Below are 17,960 nucleotides of genomic sequence, written 5' to 3' on the forward strand. Positions count from 1 at the left end.
GGCGCACCCCCGTGCGGGGGTGCGCCGAAGGGCCCCTTCCACCAGAGGCGCCTCGCGCGGCGAAGGGCCGCACTATCAACAGGTGGCGTCCAACCGTTCCTGAAGACTGAGCGAGAACGAGTCCCGATCAGCCGCACGCCCCGAACGGTCTTGGGCGCACTGGTCACCGGCGTACTCAGCCCTGGGGCGGCGACACACATCCTGTGCGTGGTCCGATCCCAAGAGGCCAGCTCCCTGCGCGACCCGGTCATGTGGATACGGCCAGAGGCGACGGGGAGGCCCTGAACCATCACTCCGGTGGAACAGGGGCCCCGCACGCCAGCGCCGCACTCAAATCCCGAGTCGCACAGCGACGCTAACCCGATCGGCCCAGGGCATCGCAAGCCTGCGAGCCGACCATCACACGATCGAGCTAAACCGCTCAGACGGCGATGGCGACCTCGGCCAGGCCGCCGGTCTGGGCGACGACCGTGCGGTCGGCGGTGCCGCCGGGGACGAGGGCGCGGACGGTCCAGGTGCCCTCGGCCGCGTAGAAGCGGAACTGTCCGGTCGCCGAGGTCGGGACCTCCGCGGTGAACTCGCCGGTCGAGTCCAGGAGGCGCACGTAGCCCACCACGGGCTCGCCGTCCTTGGTCACCTGACCCTGGATGGTGGTCTCACCGGGCTTGATCGTCGAGGCGTCGGGGCCGCCGGCCTTCGCTCCACACATATTTCGATTCCGTCCTTCAGTCCTTCTGGCCTTGGGTTACTTGTTGGCGCCGAGCTCGATCGGCACGCCGACGAGGGAGCCGTACTCGGTCCACGAGCCGTCGTAGTTCTTGACGTTCTCGACGCCGAGCAGCTCGTGCAGCACGAACCAGGTCAGCGCGGAACGCTCACCGATACGGCAGTACGCGATGGTGTCCTTGGCGAGGTCGACCTGCTCCTCGGCGTAGAGCTCCTTGAGCTCGTCGTCCGACTTGAAGGTGCCGTCGTCGTTGGCGTTCTTCGACCACGGGATGTTGCGGGCGGACGGGACGTGGCCCGGACGCTGCGACTGCTCCTGCGGCAGGTGGGCCGGGGCGAGCAGCTTGCCGCTGAACTCGTCGGGCGAGCGCACGTCGACCAGGTTCTGCGAACCGATCGCGGCGACCACGTCGTCACGGAAGGCACGGATCGAGGTGTCCTGCGGCTTGGCCTTGTACTCGGTCTTGGCACGCTCGGGCAGCTGCGAGCCGTCGACCAGGTCGCGGGAGTCGAGCTCCCACTTCTTGCGGCCGCCGTCGAGAAGCTTCACGTTCTCGTGGCCGTACAGCTTGAAGTACCAGTAGGCGTAGGACGCGAACCAGTTGTTGTTGCCGCCGTAGAGGACGACCAGGGTGTCGTTCGCGATGCCCTTCTCCGACAGGAGCGTCTCGAAGCCGGCCTGGTCGATGAAGTCACGGCGGACCGGGTCCTGGAGGTCCTTGGTCCAGTCGATCCGAATGGCGTTCTTGATGTGGTTCTTCTCGTACGCGGACGTGTCCTCGTCGACCTCGACGACGGCCACGTTCGGGTCGTCCAGGTGCTCCTGGACCCAGTCGGCGTCTACCAGGACGTCGCTGCGGCTCATGCTCGTTCTCCTCCGGGGCAGTTGCGGCGGGGCGGTGCGTCAGAAAGGGGTGCGGGTACGCGCTCGGATCAGGGCTGCGATGGCGTACGCGGCGCAGGGATGGCCCCGACAAGAGAGGTCGTAGGGCCCGGCTCGCGGAAGTACGGACGCTTCCGCTCAGAAAGTGCGACAGAGCATGGCGGCGACGCGGCACAGGTCTACTGCCCGCCGCTTCGTGAAGTCCGCCTGTTGCGTCATGGTCTCGATCGTAGGGACGGACAGGCGGGCATGTCACCGGCGTGTCGCATGCTGAGACGCGATCGTCCGCAATGTGGGATGGATAGGCTGCCGCTGCTGCTTCCGCCCGGCCCCGGGGCGGCCGTCGCCCTCATCACATCACTCGCACATCTGCTCTACGGACGGGCTCGTCTCACTTCTCGGACGGTCACTCGATCGCGTACCACTCCGCGAAGCTGCCCGCAGACCTGTCCCCGGGCGGTTCCCCGTCCCGTCCGCCGGGCGCCCTGAACCCCTACCCGACGAGGTTGACGTCCGAACCCTTCACCCCGATGTCGACGCCGTTCTCGGCCGCCTCGACCTTGTCGAGCTTGATGCCGCCCGGCAGGCCGTCGATCTTCTGCTGGAAGTCGGTGATCAGCCGGACCCTGTCCTCGGCGAGCTGGACGCCCAGGTTGGGGAGGGAGTCGGCCTGCACCTCGACGGTGTCGCCCTTGACGCTGACCGAGCTGAGCACGGAGACCGGGCGGGGCAGCTTCGTGCCGAGCACGGTGGCCTCCACCTCGACCTTGATCTTGCCGTTGCCGCCGTCGGAGAGGCCGACGACCTGGGCGGTGACTCCGCTCGCGACGTCCACCGGCTCGGCCTTGGCCGCCTTGAGGAGTTCGGTGTACGAGATCGTGGCCGTGCCTGTGGCGGAGGCGGCCTTCGCGGAGCTGTAGTCGCCGGAGAACGCGACGCCTCGCATCTGGGCGGTGAGGTTGTCGATACGGATCTTGTCCGGGGCGGTGCCGGTGCTTGCACCGCCCGTGCCGCTCGTGTCGGCCTCGTAGTTCTTGATGCCGACCTCCACCTCGTCCAGTTCACCGCCGACCACCTGCGTGAGGAACGGGAAGCCCTTGATCGACACGTCCGGGGTGCTGGCCAGGCCCTCGTTGGCCTTCAGCCTGTCCGCAGCCTCGTCCTCCGCAAAGCCCACGGCCACGCGGTCGGCGATGACGAAGAGTCCGCCGAGGATGACGGTCACGATCAGAAGTATTCGTAGTGCTCGCATGTGTTCGGTGTTCCCCCACCTTGGCGGTCGTCTGAGCGCGAGGGTAACCCTGCGGGGGCCTCCGGCCGGGGGAACGGGGGAGGTTGTGGATCAGCTGTAACAGGGGGTGGGGCTGGGGCCGGGAGGGATTTCGCCCCCGCCGCCCCTACCCGTTCCCGTCCCCTGGGGGCTGCGCCCCCAGACCCCGCTATCGGCCTGAACGGCCTCGTCCTCAAACGCCGGACGGGCTGAGTACGTCAGGTCAGCGCCCGGCCGAGCAAGTAGATCGCCGGCGCCGCTGCCGCCAAAGGCAGGGCCACTCCTGCCGTGAAGTGGACGAAGCGGGACGGGTAGTCGTAGCTGGCGACCCGGTGGCCGATGAGGGCGCAGACGGCGGCCCCGGCGCCGAGGAGGGCCCCGGAGGCGCCGAGATCGGTCAGCGCGCCCATCATGACGCCCGCTCCCGCCGCCGCCAGCAGGGCCACGACCACCGAGGCCGGGGTGGGGAGAGGGAGCGCACGGGCCAGCATCGCCACCGCGACCGCCACCCCGCCCACCGTCACCGCATCCGGCTCCGCCCCCAGGTGCCCCGCCGCGACGATCGCCAGCGCCGCCGAGGCGACCGTGGCCATCAGCCCGTACATCCGCTCGTCGGGATCCGCGTGGCTGCGAAGCTGGAGGACCAAGGTCAGCAGGACCCAGACACCCAGCGTGCCGAGGATCGCGGCGGGCGCGTTCTCCCGCCCGGCCACGAGCAGTACGACATCTGCGGTCAGGGCACCCGCGAAGGCGAGCGCGATGCCCTGACGCGCGGGCCACATCCCGTTCAGCCGGAACCAGCCCGCCGCGGTCACGGCCTGCAGGATCACGAGCGGCACGACCAGCGCGTACTCCCCGGCGGCCGCCCCCACGGCGAGCAGCAGCCCGAGTACCGCCGTCAGCGCGGCCGGCTGCCCGCCGGGCTCGATGATCGGCGAACGCCCCTCGGCACGGGCCCGCTGGGCGTCGGTGACACGGGAGTTGCCGGTGATGGTGGGCGGACCGTAGCCGGGAGCGGGGTCGGCTTCGCCTGAGGCGGGTGCGGACGCCGGTGCCGATGCGGGCGTGGGCGCGGGCGTAGGCGCGGGCGTAGGCGCGGGGGTGGGAGCGACGGTTCCGTAGCCCTGACCCTGATGACCGCCCTGGCCCGGGTAGCCCTGTGCCTGGGCCTGCGCCTGATGACCACCCTGGCTCTGGTAGCCCTGAGCCTGCGCCTGATGACTGCCCTGGTCCCAACCCGTCCCCGCCGGCATCGGCTGCCCCACAACGCCGTACGGGGCCCCGTACTGGGCCGACGAGTACTGCGACTGCGTCCCCGCCCCGTACTGAGCGCCGTACGCCGCCTCTCCCGGACCCTGCGGCGTCTGTGGAGCTTGCGGCGCCTGCGAGGGCAGATACGCCGTGTCCGTCGCGGGCGCGACCGGTGGCTGGACCTGGGTCTCCCAGGTCTGGCCCTCCCACTGCTGGGTGTACTGCTGCTGGTCGGCGGGGTCGTCGTACGGCTGCTGCTGTCCGGGCCACCCGGACTGCTGCTGCTGTTGATACGGGTCGTACCCCTGGTGCGACCCGTTCCCCTCGTAGGGCTGGTTGCTCATGTGCCCGTCACCCTCCTGCGAACGGCGGGAGCACCTCGACCGTGCCGCCCTCGGCCAGCCGTACCGTCTCATGTCCGCGGGTGCCCACGGGGTCACCGTCGATGAGGAACGAGCATCGCCGCAGGACACGGACGAGTTCGCCGGGGTGTCGCTCGCGTGCCGCGTCGAGCGCCTCCGCGAGGGTCTCCGCCTCGTACGGCTCCTCGGCGACGCCGGCGGCGGCCTTGGCGGCGGCCCAGTAACGCACCGTGCCCTTTGCCATCTGGTTCCTCGATCAATGGTCGATCAGAAAATGGATCATCAAACACATCAAGAAATGGGGGTCGAACACCGCCCAGGCTAGCCCGCGTGCGCCACGGCCCAGTCCCCGATACGGGCCAGCAGCTCGTCGTCCGTCGCGTTCTCCGCGTGGCCCATCCCCGCCTCCAGCCACAGCTCCGCGTGCCCGTCGGACGCTTCGGCCAGCATCCGCGGGTGGTCCACGGGGAAGTAACCGTCCAGCTCACCGTGGACGATCAGCAGCGGAGTGGGCGCGATCAAGGGGACCGACTCCACCGGGGAGGAGGGGACCGGGTCCCACTCGCGGTGGTGGATGCGGGTGCGCAGGCCGTAGCGGCCGACGGCACGGCCGACCGGGCGGGTTACCAGCCAGTGCAGGCGCCGCATAGGGGCCGTACCCCGGTAGTACCAGCGAGCGGGTGCGCTCACCGAAACCACCGCGTCCGTATGCGCTCCCGTGCGCCCCTCGTGCTCCTCACCACCGGCCGAGTTGATGGCCGCGTGCCGGAGCACCACGGAGCCGCCCATCGAGAACCCGACGGTCGCCACCCGGGTGTGACCGAGCTCTCGCGCCCACTCGACGGCCGCCGCCAGATCGAGCACCTCGCGGTCGCCGACCGTGGAGCTCCCGCCGGAGGCCCCGTGTCCCCGGAAGGAGAACGTCACGACCGCCCCGTACTGCGTGAAGGCGGTCGCCGCCCGCCGTACGTGAGGCCGCTCCAGGTCGCCCGTGAAGCCGTGCGCGACGACAATGGCGAGGTCGCCCGAGATGTCACCGGACGGGTTTCCGGACGTGTCGGACGTGGCCCTTCCGGGGTCGTACGCAGCGTCGATCGTGACCCCGTCGACCGTGCGCAGAGATCTCCGCAGAGGTGGCCGCAGGGTTGTCTCAAGGCGTGGACGAATCAAAGATCGGGTCACATGACCTGCCGGACCAAGGTTCATGTGGGCTATTCTGCTGGGCAGAGGACTCGGGCAGCGTAGCCCCCGGGTCCTTTTGCGCTTTCTGGAGCGCTGTATACGAACGCTGTATACGACGCTCCGACGTGAAAGTTACGAGGTGAGCGCAGCTGCGGCGCCCAGGGGCGCGGGGGCCGCAACAGAACAAGCAGTGCCGCAAACGTCCTCGCAGGGACCGAGGAGGAACCAGACGTTATGGGCGAGCGAACCGTGCACAACCGTAGGACGACCCAGGCAGGTGGGGCGCGATGAGTTCTCTGCTGCTCCTGACCAATGCCCTTCAGCCGTCGACGGAGGTGCTTCCCGCCCTCGGCCTGCTGCTGCACAACGTGCGCGTGGCTCCGGCGGAGGGCCCCGCTCTCGTCGACACCCCTGGTGCCGACGTCATCCTGATCGACGGGCGGCGTGACCTGCCTCAGGTCCGCAGCCTGTGCCAGCTGCTGCGGTCCACCGGGCCCGGCTGTCCCCTCATCCTCGTCGTCACGGAGGGCGGTCTCGCGGCCGTCACCGCCGACTGGGGCATCGACGACGTCCTGCTCGACACCGCCGGTCCCGCGGAGGTCGAGGCCCGTCTCCGGCTCGCCATGGGCCGGCAGCAGATCGTCAACGACGACTCCCCCATGGAGATCCGCAACGGCGATCTCTCGGTGGACGAGGCGACCTACAGCGCCAAGCTCAAGGGCCGGGTCCTGGACCTGACCTTCAAGGAGTTCGAGCTCCTGAAGTATCTGGCGCAGCACCCCGGTCGCGTCTTCACCCGCGCCCAGCTCCTCCAGGAGGTCTGGGGTTACGACTACTTCGGTGGCACGCGGACCGTCGACGTGCACGTACGACGGCTGCGGGCGAAGCTCGGACCCGAGCACGAGTCGCTGATCGGGACCGTCCGGAACGTCGGGTACCGATTCGTCACGCCGGAGAAGGTGGACCGCGTCGCGGACGAGGCGAAGGCCAAGGCGGCCCAGCCGAAGCCGGACGATGCGGACGAGTCGGCACACCTGGACGCCACCGACACCGGCGAGGTCACGGTGGAGGCACAGGAACCCGTACGACCTGCACAGAGGTAGGTCCATCCGCGTAGACTCCGCGCGTGGCCAAGGTGACTCGGGATGACGTGGCGCGACTGGCGGGTACTTCCACCGCCGTCGTCAGCTATGTCATCAACAACGGACCCCGGCCGGTCGCCCCGGCCACGCGCGAGCGTGTCCTCGCCGCGATCAAGGAGCTGGGGTACCGGCCGGACCGGGTCGCCCAGGCCATGGCGTCGCGGCGTACGGACCTCATAGGCCTGATCGTGCCGGACGCGCGCCAGGCCTTCTTCGGGGAGATGGCGCACGCGGTCGAACAGGCCGCGTCCGAGCGCGGAAAAATGGTGCTCGTCGGCAACTCCGACTACATCGGCGAGCGCGAGGTCCACTATCTGCGGGCCTTCCTCGGTATGCGGGTCTCGGGGCTCATCCTCGTCAGCAATGCGCTCAACGACAACGCGGCCGCCGAGATCGAGGCGTGGGACGCCCGGGTGGTGCTGATGCACGCGCGGCCCGAGGCCATCGACGACGTCGCGGTCGTCACGGACGACATAGGCGGCGCGCAGCTCGCCACCCGTCATCTTCTGGAGCACGGTTACGAGTACGTCGCCTGTCTGGGCGGCGTCGCGGAGACCCCCACCGTCGGTGACCCCGTCTCCGACCACATCGAGGGGTGGCGGCGTGCGATGCGGGAGGCCGGGCGGTCGACCGAGGGGCGCGTCTTCGAGGCGCCCTACAACCGGTACGACGCGTACAAGGTCGGTCTTGAGCTGTTGTCGGGGCCCGATCGGCCGCCGGCGATCTTCTGTTCCACGGATGACCAGGCGGTCGGGCTGTTGCGGGCCGCGCGCGAGCTTCGCATTGATGTGCCGGGGGAGCTGGCTGTTGCCGGATTCGACGACATCAAGGAAGCGGCGTTGACTGATCCGCCGCTCACCACGATCGCGAGCGATCGGTCTGCGATGGCTCGGGCGGCGGTTGATCTTGTGCTGGATGACGGGGTGCGGGTCGCTGGCGCTCGGCGGGAGCGGTTGAAGTTGTTTCCGTCGCGATTGGTTGTGCGTAGGTCCTGCGGCTGTTAGTTCGTTGGCAGGTGCGGGTGCGTTGTGGCTGGTCGCGCAGTTCCCCGCGCCCCTAAGGCAGTTGTGGTCGGTCGCGCACGCGCGGCGGAGCCGCATATCGATACAGCCCCGCGCCCCTAAGGCAGTTGTGGCTGGTCGCGCCCACGCGGCGGAGCCGCAAATGTCACGGCCCCGCGCCCCTGAGGGGCACGCCGGCCCCCGCGCAGTTGCAGAGGCCGGCGCATGCTCTGGGACTTCTAGAACAGCAAGTTGTACTGGTTGAAGCCCGTGCCCAAGCTGGTTCGTGAGGCGAACAAGTCCGTTGAGGCCTTGCCTGTGCCCCGGTAGAGCCAGAGGGTGCCGGCCGAGTCGCGGGCCATGATGTCGGCTGTGCCGTCACCCGTTACGTCGCCGTTCGCCACGTACGACGTGAAGTTCCAACCCGTACGGGCCTTGATGCGGGTGAACCAGGGGGTCGTCTGCTTGCCCGTGCCGCGGTAGAGCCACAGGGTGCCGTCCGTGGAGCGGACCAGGAGGTCGGGCTTGCCGTCGCCGGAGAGGTCGCCGTGGCCGAAGATCCTGACGCCCTTCCAGGCGCCGTTGACGACCTTGACCTTGCCGTGGAACTGGCCGTTGCCGCGGCCCGGGTAGAGGTAGACCGAGCCGTCGGCGTCCACCGCGAGGAGGTCCGGGCGGGCGTCGCCGGTCATGTCGCCGGGGATGGCGTACGACTTGTAGCCGCCCCAGACCGTACTGATCTGCATCCAGGCCCAGTCGCCGGCGGCGTGATCCAGGTAGCTGCGGTACAGCTTGCCGTCGGTCTTGTCGCGGATGATCAGGTCCTGGTAGTAGTCCCGGTCCAGGTCCGCCTGCATGGCCCAGGTGGCGGTCTGCCAGCCGTTGCCCTGGTAGGCGCGCTGCGCGAGCGAGGTGCCCCTGCTGTCCTGCTGGAAGAGGCCGCCCGAGGGCGTGCGGGCCAGCAGGTCGGCGCGGCCGTCGTAGGACAGGTCGGCGTCGTCGATGCGCGGCTGGGCCGCCCAGGTGTACGAGCTGACCTTGGTGAAGACCGGGTACGCGCCCTTGCCCGTGCAGCCCGCGACGCCCCAGGAGACGATGCCGACGATCTTGTTGCCGACGACCAGCGGGCCGCCGGAGTCGCCGTTGCAGGGGCTGTTGGTGCCCTCGTCGGCGCCGGTGGCGGGGGTGCCCGCGCAGGTCATCGAGCCGGCGATGAAGTAGTCCTGGCCGACGACCGACCGCATCGCGCTGTCGCAGGTCGAGTCGGCGACCAGCGGCAGGCTCGCCTTCTTCAGCTTCGCCGAGAGGGTGGCGCCCTCGGCGCCGGAGGTCAGGCCCCAGCCGTAGACGGTGCCGGTGGTGCCGGGCGTGTAGAGCGCGCTGTCGTCGGACGCGGCCAGGCGCAGCCACTGCTGGTTCAGCAGCGGGCGGTCGAGGGTGAGGACCGCAATGTCGTTCTGCGCGGTGTCGTCGTTGTAGCGGGGGTGCGTCCACTGGCGCAGCACGCCCGCGGCGGTGCCGGTGGCGTAGTCGTCGAGGTCGGTGGTGCCGGCCAGGACCGCGCCGTTGCCCACCCAGTCCAGGCCCGCGACGCAGTGGGCGGCGGTGAGGACCTTGTTCGGGGCGACCAGGGTGCCGCCGCAGAAGTAGCCGTTGCCGCCGGCCGGGTCGGAGTAGCCGAGCTGGACCATCCACGGGGCAGTGGCGATGGTGGTCTCACCGCCGCCGATGATGAACGGGGACTTGCTGGGCGAGGCCTCGTCCGGGGTCTCGCCCGTCGCCTTCGCGGCGTCGACGATCCGGTCGCGCAGCTCCTTGGCGGAGGCGGCCGGCTTCACGGGCTGCGAGAGGTTCGCGTCGGGCAGACCGCCGGTGGGGTCCTCCGCCGCGGTCGCGGGCTGGGCCGCGAGAACGCCGGCGCAACTCAGCGCCAGCGCGAGAGCGGCCGCGGGGAACGCCGTGACGGGACGTCTCCATCGGCCGCGCAGGGCACGTATCACTCAGGGCTCCTGAGGTGGTGATGTTGGTGGTGTGTCGTGAACCCACCAAGGTTGCGCCCCTCAAACCTCGTTGCACACTGCCTTCACAGGGGTCAGACAAGTGTTCGCCCACCGCTTCCGTCACAACACCGTGCGGCAACCCCGTGTTTCACCGAACTCAGCGGGCCTCGGCCGCAATATTCAGCGGGCTCCGGCCACGATATTCAGCGGGCCCCGGCGGCTTTATATCGGGCATACGCGGTTCTGTCGGGCTTCTCAGGGAGCACTCAGGGAGCTCTCATGGACGGGCGACAAGCTCTGAGTCATGACCGAGAGCTTCCGCCGCAGCGGCGAGTACCCCCAGGGCGATCAGCAGCAGAACGCGTCTGCGCAGGGCGATGCGCAGCAGCAGTCCCAGTCCGCGTACTCGGACTCCCCCGCCGTCTCCCCCTCGACCTCCTCCGTGAACCCGGAGTGGCCGCCCCCGCCGGCGTACGAACCGGCGCAGCAGGGCGCCGCTCCCACGGCCGCCACGGCTCTCCTCACCGAGCCCGTCTCCTCCGCTCCCGCCGCCGCTCCTCGCAGGCGCGCCAAGGGTCCGCTGGCGCTGCTGGCCGCCGTCGCGATTGCCGCCGCAGCTGTGGGCGGCGGTACCGCGTACGCCTTCCAGGAGCTGACCGGCAACGACACCGTGGCGAGCAGCAGCACCAGCACGAGTGTCGTACCCACCAGCCAGAAGGGCACCGTCGCCGGGGTCGCGCAGGCGGTCAGCCCGAGCATCGTCGAGATCAGCGCCACCTCGAACGCCGGTCGGTCCACCGGTTCCGGCGTGATCATCACGACCGGCGGCGAGATCATCACCAACAACCACGTGATCTCCGGCGCCTCCGAGATCAAGGTGCAGCTGAGCAACGGCAAGTCGTACACCGCGACGGTCGTCGGCACCGACAGCAAGAAGGATCTCGCGCTGATCAAACTGGAGGACGCGCCGTCCGGTCTGAAGGCCGCGACGCTCGGTGACTCCGACGGCGTGAAGGTCGGCGACGAGGTCGTGGCGATCGGCTCCCCCGAGGGCCTGACCGGCACCGTCACCAGCGGTATCGTCTCCGCGCTCGACCGGGACGTCACCGTCTCCACGGACGAGAGCCAGGGTCAGGGCCAGGGTGGCCAGGGCCAGTGGCCGTTCGAGTTCGGCGGACAGGAGTTCAACGGCGACACGGGTTCGTCCACGACGACGTACAAGGCGCTCCAGACCGACGCCTCCCTCAACCCGGGCAACTCCGGCGGTGCGCTGATCGACATGAACGGCAACATCATCGGCATCAACTCCGCGATGTACTCGGCCGCGGACGCCACGTCGTCGACCGCCGGCAGCGTCGGACTCGGCTTCTCCATCCCGATCAACACCGTGAAGTCCGACCTGGCCTCCCTGCGGGCCGGCGGTTCCGACAGCTGACCCTGAGCCGGACCTTGACCGGACCCTGAACCCGCCCCGAGCTGACCTGCACCTGACCTGAGCTGACCCCTGGAGTCGACATGATGATCAAGAACGTCTCCCACACCGTCGCGGGCGCCGACCCGGCCGGGTTCGCCCTGGCCGTCGAGGTGGCGTACGCACTCCACGCGCCGGCGCCGCGCGCGCCCGAGGTGGCCGCCGCCGCGGCCCCGCGCAGCGCCCGACGGGGTGCCGCCCGCTCCCGTCGTACCGTACGAGGCTGATCCCGGCCTCAGCGGCTTTACGAGCCCATCAGGCTTTACGAGACAGTCCTGAAACGTGCGAGGCTGAAAGCGCCCCGACCACGTCCCACCGCACCCCGAGGAACCGACCGCGATGAGCTCCGCCGAAGGCGACCGTGAACCCCAGCGCATCCTGATCGTCGACGACGAGCCGGCCGTGCGCGAAGCACTCCAGCGCAGCCTCGCCTTCGAGGGTTACGACACCGAGGTGGCCGTCGACGGCGCGGACGCCCTGGAGAAGGCCACCGCGTACCGGCCCGACCTCGTCGTCCTCGACATCCAGATGCCGCGGATGGACGGCCTGACCGCCGCGCGCCGCTTGCGCGGCGCGGGCACGACGACGCCGATTCTCATGCTGACGGCTCGCGACACGGTCGGCGACCGTGTCACCGGCCTCGACGCCGGCGCCGACGACTACCTGGTCAAGCCCTTCGAGCTCGACGAGCTGTTCGCCCGCGTACGGGCCCTGCTGCGGCGCAGCTCGTACGCCGCCGCGTCGGTCGGGGTCCCGGCGGACGACGCGCTCACCTTCGGCGACCTGCGCATGGATCTCGCGACGCGCGAGGTGACGCGGGGCGGTCGCTCCGTCGAGCTGACCCGCACCGAGTTCACCCTGCTGGAGATGTTCCTCGCCCATCCCCGCCAGGTCCTCACCAGGGAGCAGATCCTGAAGGCGGTGTGGGGTTTCGACTTCGAGCCGTCCTCCAACTCCCTTGATGTGTATGTGATGTACCTGCGCCGGAAGACCGAGGCAGGCGGCGAGCCGCGCCTCGTCCACACGGTGCGGGGTGTGGGGTATGTGCTGCGGTCGGGTGGGGCGGAGTGAGGAAGGTAGTACGCCGGTTCCGGGCATTGCCGATTCGCTCGCGCTTGGCGTTGCTGGTTGCGGCGGCGGTGGCGTTCGGGGTGGCAGCGGTTTCGGTCACCTGTTGGTTCATCGTGCAGGGGAAGCTGTACGAGCAGGTGGACACACAGCTCGGCTCCGCCAGCTTCAGGCTGAAGGAAGAAGACATCACGGCACTGCTGGCCGCCTGTCCGAAGGCTGTGCCCGAGTCGCCCGACGGCTTGCAGCCCAGGAACTACTACCTGCAGGTGGTGCAGTCGGATGGCACCGCGTGTGTCTCCGCCAATTCCGCGGGGGTCATGAAGACCACGGCCGAGGACAAGCAAGTGGCAACGGACCCCGCCCTGGACGACCCCACCTTCCACAACACCACCGACACGGACGGCAACAACGTACGGGTGCGGACCCTCCCCCTCATGGTGGGCTTCGGCCCCGCAGTTCAGCCCTACCCCGACGTCGCGCTGATGGTCGGCGTCTCGCTCAAGGACACCGAGAAGACCCTCAACGACCTCGCCCTGATCCTGCTCCTCGTCTCCGGGATCGGAGTCCTGGGCGCCGGAGCCGCAGGCCTCGCCGTGGCCCGCGCCGGACTCCGGCCCGTCGACAAGCTCACCGCCGCCGTAGAACACGTAGCCCGAACCGAAGACCTCACCATCCGCATCCCCGTCGAGGAAGACAGTGAGGACGAGGTCGCCCGGCTCTCCCGTTCCTTCAACTCGATGACCGCCTCGCTGGCGAACTCCCGGGAGCTGCAGCAGCAGCTCATCGCCGACGCCGGTCACGAACTTCGCACGCCACTCACCTCCCTCCGTACGAACATCGAGCTCCTCACCCGCAGTGAGGAGACGGGCCGGCCCATCCCGGAGGCGGACCGCAAGGCGCTGCTCGCCTCCGTCAAGGCGCAGATGACCGAACTGGCCGCGCTGATCGGTGACTTGCAGACTCTGTCGCGTTCGGACGCGGGGACGCCGGCGGACCGCGTGCAGGTGGTCGCGCTGCAGGACACCGTGGAGGCGGCCCTGCGAAGGGCACGCCTGCGCGGCCCGGAGCTGACGATCACGGCGAACGTGGACCCCTGGTTCGTCCGGGCGGAGCCCACCGCCCTGGAGCGGGCCATCGTGAACATCCTCGACAACGCGGTGAAGTTCAGCCCCGAGGGCGGCACGATCGACGTCGCCCTCAAGGACGGCGAACTGACCGTACGGGACCACGGCCCCGGCATCCCCGCCGACGAACTCCCCCACGTCTTCGACCGCTTCTGGCGCTCACCGAACGCCCGGGCGCTCCCGGGCTCGGGCCTCGGCCTGTCCATCGTGGCGCGCACCGTCCAACAGGCGGGCGGCGACGTGGCGTTGAGCCCGGCCGAGGGCGGCGGCACGGTCGCGACGATCCGGTTGCCCGGCGCTCCCACACCACCGCCCGCGCTGGACATGGTGGACGCTACGGGCTAACGGCCCTGCGGCGTCTGCTTGATGCCGTCGACGATGGCCCGGTCCATGACGGCGCTGGTGAAGGCCACGGTGCCGGGCTTCATGAGGGCCTCGACGCCGGTGTTCTTCTTCACCTGAACGACGCGCTCGCCCAGGAAGACATGGGTCTTCTTGTCGAAGATCCACTCCTCGCGCTGGCCGCTGGTCTCGTCGAGGCGGGCGACGGCGACCCCGTGCCGGCCCGCCGCGTCCACGGCGTCGTTCACGACCACGACGCCCGGGATCTTCGCGGCGGTCTTGAACAGGGCCGAGTACAGCTCCGCCGGCGGGTAGCTCTCACCGAGCAGGTCGCCGATGGTGGTGAACGCCTGCTGGTCGGGGGAGTTGCCCTGGCCCTTGGTCTCCTTGTAGATCCTGGCCAGGAGCTTGTCGGGGTCGGTGGTCAGCTTGGCCAGGTAATCGTACGAGGGGGCCAGGCCGGCCTCGATGGGGTTGCCCTGCTCGTCGGGGAGGCTGAGGGTCTCGCCCTCCGGGCCGTCGTTGACCGCGGGATCGATGAGCCAGCCCTTGGTGCCGTCCGGGGACTCCCAGATCTGACGGCGGTGCAGCTCGTGGCTGGCCAGGGTGGTCTTGTCGTCGACGGTCTTCAGGAAGGTGTCAGCGACCATGGACTCGATGTAAATGTACTGGCCGGGCTTGACGGTCGGGTGGTCGCCTTCGGCCGCCGCCAGTGAGATCTGGTCGAGCAGCTGGGGCACGCCCTTGGTGGTCGCGGCACCGATGTCCGTGGTCAGCGCCGGTCCGGTGGCGACTCCGCCGCCGTCCCGGACGCCTCCGCCGTCGTTCATCACAACGCCGCCGACGACGGCCGCGGTGAGGGCGACGGCCATCGCGGGCAGGGCGATGGCGGGGCGCGGCAGCAGCCGCGAGCGGCGTACCTTCGCCGGGGCCGAAGTGGGCTCTGCCTGCTGAAGCTGCTGGATCTGGGCCATCATGCGCTCCTTGTGGAACTGGTGACGGCCCGACGGCAGGTCACGCGCCGTCTGGGAAAGGAGCTGTGCGTCCTGCTCCCACTCGGCAGGGTTCTGCCGGGACGTGTTCGCGTTCATCGGTTTCCTTCCTGTGCGGGCCGGATCGCGTTTGCGTGATCGCCTCTTATCTGTCGAGCGGGGTGGGGGCCTTCCCGTTTTCGACGGCTTTCTTTGAGGGCCGCACGGACATCGACCGACTCGGCTGCGGGGCGGGCGAGTTGGGTTTCCGCTGCCTCGGCGAGCGCGCGCAGCTTCTTACGGGCCCGGGAGAGCCGGGAGGCAACCGTGCCGACGGGAATCCCGAGCGCCTCCGCCGCGGCCTCGTAGTCCAGGCCCTCCCCCAGGCAGAGCGCGATGACCTCGCGCTCGGGTCTGCGCAGGGCCGCGAGCGCGGTGAGGGCGGTGGCGAGGCGCCGCCGGTCGTCGACGCGGTCGGCGACCTCCTCCGCGTGGTCGGGCACGGAGATCTCGGCCGCGGCGGCGGCGCTCGCGGCCCGGCGGTAGCGGCGGTTGCTGCGGAACTGGTTGCGCGCGGTGTTGGTGGCGATGCCCAGCAGCCAGGGCCGCAGGGAGCCGCCCTCCGGGTCGACCTTGTCCCGCAGCCGCCACGCCTCCATGAAGGTCGCGGCCATCACGTCCTCGGCCGTCGACCAGTCCGCGGTCAGCCGGAACGCATGGTTGTAGACCGCGCGGGCGTAACTGTCGAAGAGCTCGGCGAACGCGCTCGAATCCCCGGCCCGCACCCGGGTTCGCATATGAGTGGTCACCTCTATGAGCTGTACGGCACCGGGGGCCGCCTTCCCGTGAGGTGCGTCACATGTCTTCGCCCTCCTCCTCGCTACCCGCGCGGTCGCGGCCACGCTCGCGCCGAAGACGCCCGCCGCGAAGGCCGGAGGAGTCCGGAGGAGTAACGACACCACAGGCACCCAGGAAGCCCACAGCTTTCCTCTGGATGCCCCACAGAAAGTGCGCCTACTCTCACTTTCAATCAACGGGCGACACAGACACAGACAGGGCACAGGCGAGCAGCCATGAGCGAAGAACTGCACGACCACGACAAGGGTCTCTCCTTCGACCTGCCCACCCTTCACCGCCGCAAGATGATCCGGCTGCTGGCCGGTGCGAGCCTGGTGCCGCTGGTGGGATGCAGCAGTGACGACTCGGGCGGCGCGGCCTCCTCGGCCTCTTCCTCGTCCGGTTCCGCCTCCTCGTCCTCCGCCGCATCCTCGGGGACCTCCGGCGCCGACTGCGAGACGATTCCCGGCGAGACGGCAGGCCCGTTCCCCGGCGACGGCTCGAACGGGGTGAACGTCCTCAAGGAGAGCGGTGTCGTCCGCAAGGACATAACCTCCAGCTTCGGCTCCGCGAGCGGCAAGGCGGAAGGCATCCCGCTGACCGTCACCCTCACCGTCGTGGACGCCGCCTCGGGCTGCGATACGCCCAAGGAGGGCGCGGCGGTCTACGTCTGGCACTGCGACCGGGACGGCAACTACTCGCTCTACTCCGAGGGCGTCACCGAGGAGAACTACCTGCGGGGCGTCCAGGAGACCGACGCCAAGGGCCAGGTCACGTTCACGAGCATCTTCCCTGCCTGCTACACGGGCCGCTGGCCGCACATCCACTTCGAGGTCTACGGCAGCCTGGAGGACGCCACCAACGCCACGTCCATCACGGCCACTTCGCAGCTCGCCCTCCCGAAGGACGTCTGCGACACCGTGTACGCGACGGACGGCTACGAGGGCAGCATCCAGACCATGAGCCAGCTCTCCCTGGAGACCGACGGCATCTTCAGCGACGGTTACGACCAGCAGCTGGCGACGATGGAAGGCAGCGTCGAGAAGGGGTACACGGCCACCCTCACGGTGCCGGTGTAGGTGTCCCGTACGTACAACGAGCCGCCCACGGCGGGTAATCGGCCGAACAGCCAGGCCTCAAGGGCTGCCCGGTCGGCCCGGTCGGCCGAAAGACCGAGGTGGGGTGCCGTGCGCGGCTGTCAGGATCCCTGCGGGCAGGGAGATCCCGTGGATTTTCTGAGACGTCTCTGATCGAACCGTGATGCCTCTGTGACGTCCGCCGGGTTCGCTGCTTGTTCAGCCACCGGCGGCCGCGCGCATCTCGTGCATCTCGCGTGTCTCTGCGCCGCCGGGTTCCGTCCCCCTCCGGAAGAGAGCTCATCGTGCGACCCCTGCTCAAGTCGGCCTTCAAGAAGGGCGCCCTGGTCACCGCGTCCACCGCCCTCGCCGTGACCGGTCTGATCGCCGGCGCCGGCACCTCCCACGCGGCGGGCGGCGGTCCGGCCGGCGCGACCAACATCCGGGGCACGGACCCCGGCAACACCGATCTGATGATCGAGCGGCTCTGCAACCAGGAGACGAGCCTGACGGGGGTCTACGGCGCCCTCAACGTCCGGACCGGCGAGTTCAAGACCAAGGACGAGTACCACCGGGACGTGTTCGGGCTGTGGAAGCCCGCCGGAGACTGGGAGCTCTTCCGCGGCTGGTGCGGCAACGCGCAGGCCTCGACCTGGTCGACCAAGGGCGAGACGGTCCGCACCTCGCCGTGGATCGGCAACCGGGGTTCGAAGGACGACAAGGAGACCTTCGTCAGCAGCTACAGCACGAAGACGTTCGCCAAGAAGAGCGTCGGTGCCTCGATCAGCCTCTCCGCCGCCAAGAGCATCTTCTCGGGCACTGCGGGCGGCAGCTTCACCTACGAGTGGGGCTGGGAGAAGGAGTCCAAGTTCGAGCGCCGCAGCGAGAAGACCATTCCGCCGTGCACCCAGGTCGCCGTGACGTGGACGCCGTACCAGCGTGTGGTGCGCGTGAACCCGATCTTCTACGTCGAGGACTACCAGTGGAACAAGGGTGACGGCGACGTGACCGTGCACAGCTGGCGCGACCGGGGCTACCAGACGATCTACTCGTACGGGTACTACATCGACGGCACCTCCGACAAGCTCCTCCCCAACGGCCAGCCGGACGGCCGTGAGGACAAGATCGAGGAAAAGCTGGATCCCAAGACCTGCGCCTGACCGACCACTTGGCTCCGGCCACCGGGCACCCACGCCCTCTCTCTCCCCCCAGCACGCGCCTCCGTCCCCTCCCCCCTCCCGGGACGGAGGC

The 17,960-nt window shown here is 69.5% G+C and carries 17 protein-coding genes; 8 read left to right on the forward strand and 9 right to left on the reverse strand.

Annotation, left to right across the window (positions count from 1 at the left end; all coding sequences use genetic code 11):
* Nucleotides 1–421: 421 nt before the first annotated feature.
* The 6 genes from GAS53_RS41855 to GAS53_RS41880 form a co-directional block, all read right to left on the reverse strand.
* Nucleotides 422–709, reverse strand: coding sequence for a DUF1416 domain-containing protein (locus GAS53_RS41855; protein ID WP_033324392.1), 288 nt, complete (start codon nucleotides 707–709; stop codon nucleotides 422–424).
* A 36-nt stretch (nucleotides 710–745) separates the two neighbouring features.
* Nucleotides 746–1,591: a sulfurtransferase gene (locus tag GAS53_RS41860; RefSeq protein WP_151483012.1), complete on the reverse strand. Its 846-nt coding sequence runs from the start codon at nucleotides 1,589–1,591 to the stop codon at nucleotides 746–748.
* A gap of 511 nt (nucleotides 1,592–2,102) precedes the next feature.
* The gene (locus tag GAS53_RS41865) at nucleotides 2,103–2,861 is read right to left on the reverse strand and encodes an LmeA family phospholipid-binding protein (RefSeq protein ID WP_151483013.1); all 759 of its coding nucleotides are present in this window, start codon (nucleotides 2,859–2,861) and stop codon (nucleotides 2,103–2,105) included.
* A gap of 236 nt (nucleotides 2,862–3,097) precedes the next feature.
* Entirely contained in the window at nucleotides 3,098–4,474 is a 1,377-nt protein-coding gene (locus GAS53_RS41870) for a hypothetical protein (RefSeq protein ID WP_151483014.1), read from the reverse strand.
* Nucleotides 4,475–4,481: 7 nt separating this feature from the next.
* On the reverse strand, nucleotides 4,482–4,736 hold the full coding sequence (locus GAS53_RS41875) for a MoaD/ThiS family protein (RefSeq protein ID WP_151483015.1): 255 nt from the start codon (nucleotides 4,734–4,736) through the stop codon (nucleotides 4,482–4,484).
* 77 nt (nucleotides 4,737–4,813) lie between these two features.
* On the reverse strand, nucleotides 4,814–5,698 hold the full coding sequence (locus GAS53_RS41880; protein ID WP_151483016.1) for an alpha/beta hydrolase: 885 nt from the start codon (nucleotides 5,696–5,698) through the stop codon (nucleotides 4,814–4,816).
* 263 nt (nucleotides 5,699–5,961) lie between these two features.
* Here GAS53_RS41880 and GAS53_RS41885 point away from each other — a divergent pair, with 263 nt between their 5' ends.
* The gene (locus tag GAS53_RS41885) at nucleotides 5,962–6,777 is read left to right on the forward strand and encodes a winged helix-turn-helix transcriptional regulator (protein WP_151483017.1); all 816 of its coding nucleotides are present in this window, start codon (nucleotides 5,962–5,964) and stop codon (nucleotides 6,775–6,777) included.
* 23 nt (nucleotides 6,778–6,800) lie between these two features.
* On the forward strand, nucleotides 6,801–7,820 hold the full coding sequence (locus tag GAS53_RS41890; protein ID WP_151483018.1) for a LacI family DNA-binding transcriptional regulator: 1,020 nt from the start codon (nucleotides 6,801–6,803) through the stop codon (nucleotides 7,818–7,820).
* 236 nt (nucleotides 7,821–8,056) lie between these two features.
* Here the strand turns inward: GAS53_RS41890 and GAS53_RS41895 are convergent, their stop codons facing one another.
* Nucleotides 8,057–9,817, reverse strand: coding sequence for a trypsin-like serine protease (locus GAS53_RS41895; RefSeq protein WP_151483019.1), 1,761 nt, complete (start codon nucleotides 9,815–9,817; stop codon nucleotides 8,057–8,059).
* Nucleotides 9,818–10,121: 304 nt separating this feature from the next.
* On the opposite strand from GAS53_RS41895, the gene GAS53_RS41900 reads away from it, so the two are divergent.
* The 4 genes from GAS53_RS41900 (at nucleotide 10,122) to GAS53_RS41915 (ending at nucleotide 13,828) form a co-directional block, all read left to right on the forward strand.
* Nucleotides 10,122–11,252, forward strand: coding sequence for a S1C family serine protease (locus GAS53_RS41900; protein ID WP_151483020.1), 1,131 nt, complete (start codon nucleotides 10,122–10,124; stop codon nucleotides 11,250–11,252).
* Nucleotides 11,253–11,335: 83 nt separating this feature from the next.
* Nucleotides 11,336–11,515, forward strand: a complete 180-nt coding sequence (locus GAS53_RS41905; RefSeq protein ID WP_151483064.1) for a hypothetical protein — start codon at nucleotides 11,336–11,338, stop codon at nucleotides 11,513–11,515.
* A gap of 112 nt (nucleotides 11,516–11,627) precedes the next feature.
* A complete protein-coding gene (locus tag GAS53_RS41910) occupies nucleotides 11,628–12,359 on the forward strand; it encodes a response regulator transcription factor (RefSeq protein WP_151483021.1) in 732 nt (243 codons plus the stop codon).
* Nucleotides 12,356–13,828: a HAMP domain-containing sensor histidine kinase gene (locus GAS53_RS41915; RefSeq protein WP_151483022.1), complete on the forward strand. Its 1,473-nt coding sequence runs from the start codon at nucleotides 12,356–12,358 to the stop codon at nucleotides 13,826–13,828. The genes GAS53_RS41910 and GAS53_RS41915 overlap by 4 nt, the downstream gene beginning before the upstream one ends.
* On the opposite strand, the gene GAS53_RS41920 is transcribed toward GAS53_RS41915, so the two are convergent.
* Together GAS53_RS41920 and GAS53_RS41925 are read right to left on the reverse strand one after the other, a co-directional pair.
* The gene (locus tag GAS53_RS41920; protein ID WP_151483023.1) at nucleotides 13,825–14,916 is read right to left on the reverse strand and encodes a CU044_5270 family protein; all 1,092 of its coding nucleotides are present in this window, start codon (nucleotides 14,914–14,916) and stop codon (nucleotides 13,825–13,827) included. The two genes, GAS53_RS41915 and GAS53_RS41920, sit on opposite strands and share 4 nt — an antisense overlap.
* Nucleotides 14,913–15,593, reverse strand: coding sequence for an RNA polymerase sigma factor (locus tag GAS53_RS41925; protein WP_151483024.1), 681 nt, complete (start codon nucleotides 15,591–15,593; stop codon nucleotides 14,913–14,915). The genes GAS53_RS41920 and GAS53_RS41925 overlap by 4 nt, the downstream gene beginning before the upstream one ends.
* A 276-nt stretch (nucleotides 15,594–15,869) precedes the next feature.
* Between GAS53_RS41925 and GAS53_RS41930 the strand changes: the two genes are divergently transcribed.
* Nucleotides 15,870–16,712 (forward strand): intradiol ring-cleavage dioxygenase, encoded by an 843-nt coding sequence (locus GAS53_RS41930; RefSeq protein WP_151483025.1) that lies wholly within the window; start codon nucleotides 15,870–15,872, stop codon nucleotides 16,710–16,712.
* 302 nt (nucleotides 16,713–17,014) lie between these two features.
* Nucleotides 17,015–17,869 carry a hypothetical protein gene (locus GAS53_RS41935; RefSeq protein WP_151483026.1) on the forward strand — a complete coding sequence of 285 codons (855 nt, stop codon included), beginning with the start codon at nucleotides 17,015–17,017 and terminating at the stop codon, nucleotides 17,867–17,869.
* Nucleotides 17,870–17,960 lie beyond the last annotated feature (91 nt).

The sequence above is a fragment of the Streptomyces albicerus genome (assembly GCF_008905045.1).
GTDB classification, from domain to species: Bacteria; Actinomycetota; Actinomycetes; order Streptomycetales; family Streptomycetaceae; genus Streptomyces; species Streptomyces albicerus.

Bases quoted from the DNA above. Each gene is read 5' to 3' on its own strand.
- GAS53_RS41855 (WP_033324392.1), bottom strand. From the start codon at position 709: ATGTGTGGAGCGAAGGCCGGCGGCCCCGACGCCTCGACGATCAAGCCC.
- GAS53_RS41860 (WP_151483012.1), bottom strand. From the start codon at position 1,591: ATGAGCCGCAGCGACGTCCTGGTAGACGCCGACTGGGTCCAGGAGCAC.
- GAS53_RS41865 (WP_151483013.1), bottom strand. From the start codon at position 2,861: ATGCGAGCACTACGAATACTTCTGATCGTGACCGTCATCCTCGGCGGA.
- GAS53_RS41870 (WP_151483014.1), bottom strand. From the start codon at position 4,474: ATGAGCAACCAGCCCTACGAGGGGAACGGGTCGCACCAGGGGTACGAC.
- GAS53_RS41875 (WP_151483015.1), bottom strand. From the start codon at position 4,736: ATGGCAAAGGGCACGGTGCGTTACTGGGCCGCCGCCAAGGCCGCCGCC.
- GAS53_RS41880 (WP_151483016.1), bottom strand. From the start codon at position 5,698: ATGAACCTTGGTCCGGCAGGTCATGTGACCCGATCTTTGATTCGTCCA.
- GAS53_RS41885 (WP_151483017.1), top strand. From the start codon at position 5,962: ATGAGTTCTCTGCTGCTCCTGACCAATGCCCTTCAGCCGTCGACGGAG.
- GAS53_RS41900 (WP_151483020.1), top strand. From the start codon at position 10,122: ATGACCGAGAGCTTCCGCCGCAGCGGCGAGTACCCCCAGGGCGATCAG.
- GAS53_RS41905 (WP_151483064.1), top strand. From the start codon at position 11,336: ATGATCAAGAACGTCTCCCACACCGTCGCGGGCGCCGACCCGGCCGGG.
- GAS53_RS41910 (WP_151483021.1), top strand. From the start codon at position 11,628: ATGAGCTCCGCCGAAGGCGACCGTGAACCCCAGCGCATCCTGATCGTC.
- GAS53_RS41920 (WP_151483023.1), bottom strand. From the start codon at position 14,916: ATGAACGCGAACACGTCCCGGCAGAACCCTGCCGAGTGGGAGCAGGAC.
- GAS53_RS41925 (WP_151483024.1), bottom strand. From the start codon at position 15,593: ATGCGAACCCGGGTGCGGGCCGGGGATTCGAGCGCGTTCGCCGAGCTC.
- GAS53_RS41930 (WP_151483025.1), top strand. From the start codon at position 15,870: ATGAGCGAAGAACTGCACGACCACGACAAGGGTCTCTCCTTCGACCTG.